The 3,878-nt window shown below is 59.0% G+C and carries 1 protein-coding gene and 1 pseudogene; one reads left to right on the top strand and one right to left on the bottom strand.

Translation table 11 applies throughout. The annotated features are described in order from the left end of the window. Positions 1-935, top strand: a 935-nt coding sequence (locus ACFOWE_RS33855) for a YncE family protein (RefSeq protein ID WP_377295181.1), incomplete at its 5' end; no start/stop codon positions are given. 2,032 nt (positions 936-2,967) lie between these two features. On the opposite strand, the pseudogene ACFOWE_RS33850 reads toward ACFOWE_RS33855, so the two are convergent. Beyond that, positions 2,968-3,773, bottom strand: a pseudogene (locus ACFOWE_RS33850) (IS5 family transposase). Positions 3,774-3,878: the final 105 nt, after the last annotated feature.

Genomic DNA, 3,878 nt, shown 5'->3' with positions numbered 1-3,878 from the left:
GCTACAAGAAGTTCGTCGACGACATGGCGCTGTCGCAGGACGGCCGGACCCTCTACGTCTCCCGGGGCAACCTGGCCGACGTGGTCGCCTTCGACGTCAAGAGCAAGAGCCTCCTGTGGCGCCACAAGATCGAAGGATTCAAGGCGGACCACGCCGCGCTCTCCCCGGACGGCACGCGATTCGTGGTCTCCGCCCTGACGGCCGTGAAGGCGGTGGTCCTGGACACGGCGAGCGGGCAGCCGGTCGCCTCCTTCAGGACCGGGACGTACCCGCACGGCAACGACTACTCGCCGGACGGGACACTGCTGTACAACCAGAGCATCGGCGTCACCTCACTGCCCAGATCGCTCAACCTGGTCAAGGGCGACAAGCAGGTGACGGTGGTCGACGCGCGGACCCACGAGGTCCTGCGGGTCCACCGGTTCGCCTACGGCGTGCGCCCCGCGGTGTTCACCGCCGACAACCGGTACATGTACGCCCAGCTGTCCTACCTCAACGGGTTCATCGAGTACGACCTGGCCGAGGGGAAGATCCTCCGCACGATCACCATGCCCTTCAGCGACAAGGCCAGGGGCATGTCCGCGGACTCGTACCCGCAGAACTCCGCGCACCACGGCATGGCGATGTCCGGGGACGAGAAGAAACTCTGCATGGCGGGCACGATCGACGACTACGTCGCGATCGCCGACCGGCCCTCGCTCTCCATCGCCGGATACCAGCACTACGCCACCGACAGCCTGCCGTACTGGACCGCCACCAGCGTGGACGGCCGGCACTGCTTCGTCTCCCTCAGCAACCTGAACGCCGTCTCGGTGGTCGACTACGCCACCGCACAGGAGGTGGCCCGCATCCCCGTCGGTCACTTCCCGCAGCGAGAGCGCCTCGGCGCCGCGCCTCAGGACGTACTGGACTCACTGTCCCCCGCGGCGGGCTGACCACGGCCGGTCCTCCTCGGGACAGGACGCCCTGGAGCAGGCGGGGCACAGGGGGGAGCCCCCTGTGCCCCGATGCGCCCTCCGGCAAGGCGGACAGTCCCCGATGACGAATCCCGGGGCCCCAGGCGTCCATCCGCTACCGGTAGTTCGTGAACCGAACCCGGCCACCCGGCGACCTGCGGAGATCCCCTGATCATTGCCTTGAGCTGCCGTTATGCCCCTCGTCGCTTGCCGTCGTCTCAGGCTGTTTCTCGGCGCGGTGTGCCCTCGTTGTGCCCTGAGCCTCCTTGCTTGTGTCCTCTACGAGGCCGGACTGACACGTGCTTGAGAGAGCGGCGGCCGTACGCTGGCTTGCGCAGTATGAGCCATGCGAACGCCCGGCGTGACCCACACTATTTTGATGTTAGATCAGGGGGATCCGACATCCCAGCCCAAAAACAATACTGGAAACTTCTGGTTGCGTGTATATGCGATAGAGCGATCTGTCTTTGATTGGCTGACTAATTTTACCAATAGCAACCCATCGCGCCGTGTTGCCACTCCGGACTCGCTCTTTCTTACGTTGAAGCCGGAAAGGTTGAGTCCTAAAAGGAGTGAAGTTTGCTTTGTAAGCCCCGCCTATGCGCGAACGAGTATCAGCAGCCCACGTGACGGAAACCACCTCACCTAGAGAGCGGAGCAGCTCGCAAAATCCATCTATCAAGAGTTTATTGTTATTTACGAAACAGCATGACCCTGATCTTGTAGCGTGGCCGTCGCTGTCCATTAGTCCTTGCAGTAGTGAAAGGCGCTGATCAATGGACGCCCGCAGATAAGGGATTGGAATATGTTTATTTTTTAGTAGATTAAGCTCCTTAAGTCTTGCCAGTGCCCCTTTTTCTCCGGGAATGTTAGGAAGGCTTGCCCCTCTTCGAGCCCCCGGTACTTGGAAAGCCAGGCGATGAACGCCTATTCTGCCACTCCATTCATTAACCAAGTAGCCGCATGATTGCACCATGCTCGAAATTTCTTTGAAGTCCTCTTGCCCTACAGCGAGTGTGGGTGCACGAGAATCACCGTCTCCTAGCCATAGGCCAAGGACGTAAGGATCGATAGGGAGTGTGCGTTCTGGCAGAGCCCATGGCCTCCCCACTGGAACACAAAACTTCCTCCCGTCCGAAACCATCTCCTCAAGTGTGCGAATTTTCGGTGCGGCCGCCGACCCGGGAATCCTCACTTCCCAGGGAGAATTGGATGATATAGTAACGGACGTTCCGTCGGAGAAAGTAACGTCGCGAGATGTTTTCTCATCGATAATAATTTCAGTGCGAGAAACTTGAACGATTTGTCCCGTTGATGAGAATACAAACTCACCTGACTTGATAGTCTCGGCTAGACGCCATCCTGACACTGTAGGGATGAGCGTGTCTGCCGCTAACAGGAAAGGTCTATCAGTTCCAGATCGATGTGTGGGATTACGACTACGCCAAGAATTCCTATCTAGGGACGAGTTGCTAATTCGATACTCTCTTCCATAAGAGAGTGACCGCTCGATATTGGCTTCTCGCCATTTTTCTGTTGCCTTGCGGGAGCATACTCGGCATTCGGAACGCAAACCATCCTTTGAGTGTGGTCGCCGACCGAATTGATCAAGGGTTTTTATCTCGCCACACTGAGCGCATTTACGAAGCCCAGAGTCTGCAAGCTCCTCTCTTTTCCGGGACAGAACCTCTCTGTCTCTCGCTTTTTCCATCCTTTCTCCACTCATCCAGTATGCTTCGCGCATGCGTGCGGTTCGACATTCCTTACAATTCGATTCATAGCCATCTTTTAGTTGTTTGTTCTTGTAAAAGTTTTCATACGCCTTAAAGTTATTGCATTTTTTGCATACCTTGCCTGCATTTGGATCTCTTGTACCATTTGACATAACTGCGCCTATCATTACTATTTGGTGATAGATTGGATAATTTAGTCTATGTTACGTTTGTTGATGGTTGAAACGAGCTGCGCAATGGGTCTGCCCAGTAGGTGTGTAACCCGATCTTGATTGGCTCTATCGGGCAGTTGAGGTCAGATGGCCTTCAAAGATGACCCATTTGGTGCGACGGCGGTAGTAGACGGAGGCGGCGGCCAGGGCGACGAAGGCGGCGAAGTGATCGGCGTGGCGTTTGTAGTGACGATGCAGCCGGCGGCAGCCGCTCAGCCAGGCGATGGTGCGCTCGATGACCCGGCGATGACGGCCCAAACGCTGACTGGACCCCACATCACGCCACACGATGCGCGGGATGATGCCCGGCGCTGCCGCGGGAAGCGCCGCGCGTGGGGTAGTCGCAGCCCTTATCGCGGTGGAGCTTGGCCGGGCGGCGTCGGCACCGCCCACGCCGGGAGCGGATCGGCGGAATGCCGCGCACCAGCGGCTCGACAACCAGACTGCCAGGGACGTTCGCAGCCGAGATCGTGACAGAGATCGGCAAACCGGTTCGCTCGGTGATCATATGGATCTTCGCCCGCTTTTATCGTGATCGAGCAGATTTGGGTCTGTCAGCTCTCCCGCTTGACCGCTTGATCGCTTGACCGCGCGCAGGCTGATCGAGTCAATCGCGCACCGCGACCAGTCCGGCTTTCCTCGGGCGCCGAGCTCGTCCAGGACGATCCGGTACTGCTTGACTCACACCCGCATCGTGCTCTATTTAGTGAAGCGGTGGTGGAGGTGCCGAAGGCCGGCGGGAGCTGCCGCCAGGCGCATCCGGTGGTGGCCACGTAGATGATCGCTGCCAGGATCGCCCGGTCGTCTGCAGCACGCCGCCCTGCGCCCGGGGTGGGTGCCGACGGGACCAGCCGCTGAAGGAACGCATCCATGGACGATCTAACGACTTACCGCCAAACGATGGCGGCCTGCGGACGCGACTGGTCTTTGGTCCTGAAGTTGGCCAACGGGCCGTCCTCCCTGTTGGAGACCGGTAC

Origin of the sequence: Planomonospora corallina, from assembly GCF_042650625.1 — a bacterium.
Classification (GTDB): Bacteria; Actinomycetota; Actinomycetes; order Streptosporangiales; family Streptosporangiaceae; genus Planomonospora_B; species Planomonospora_B corallina.
This window is presented reverse-complemented; position numbering and strand designations above follow the sequence as displayed.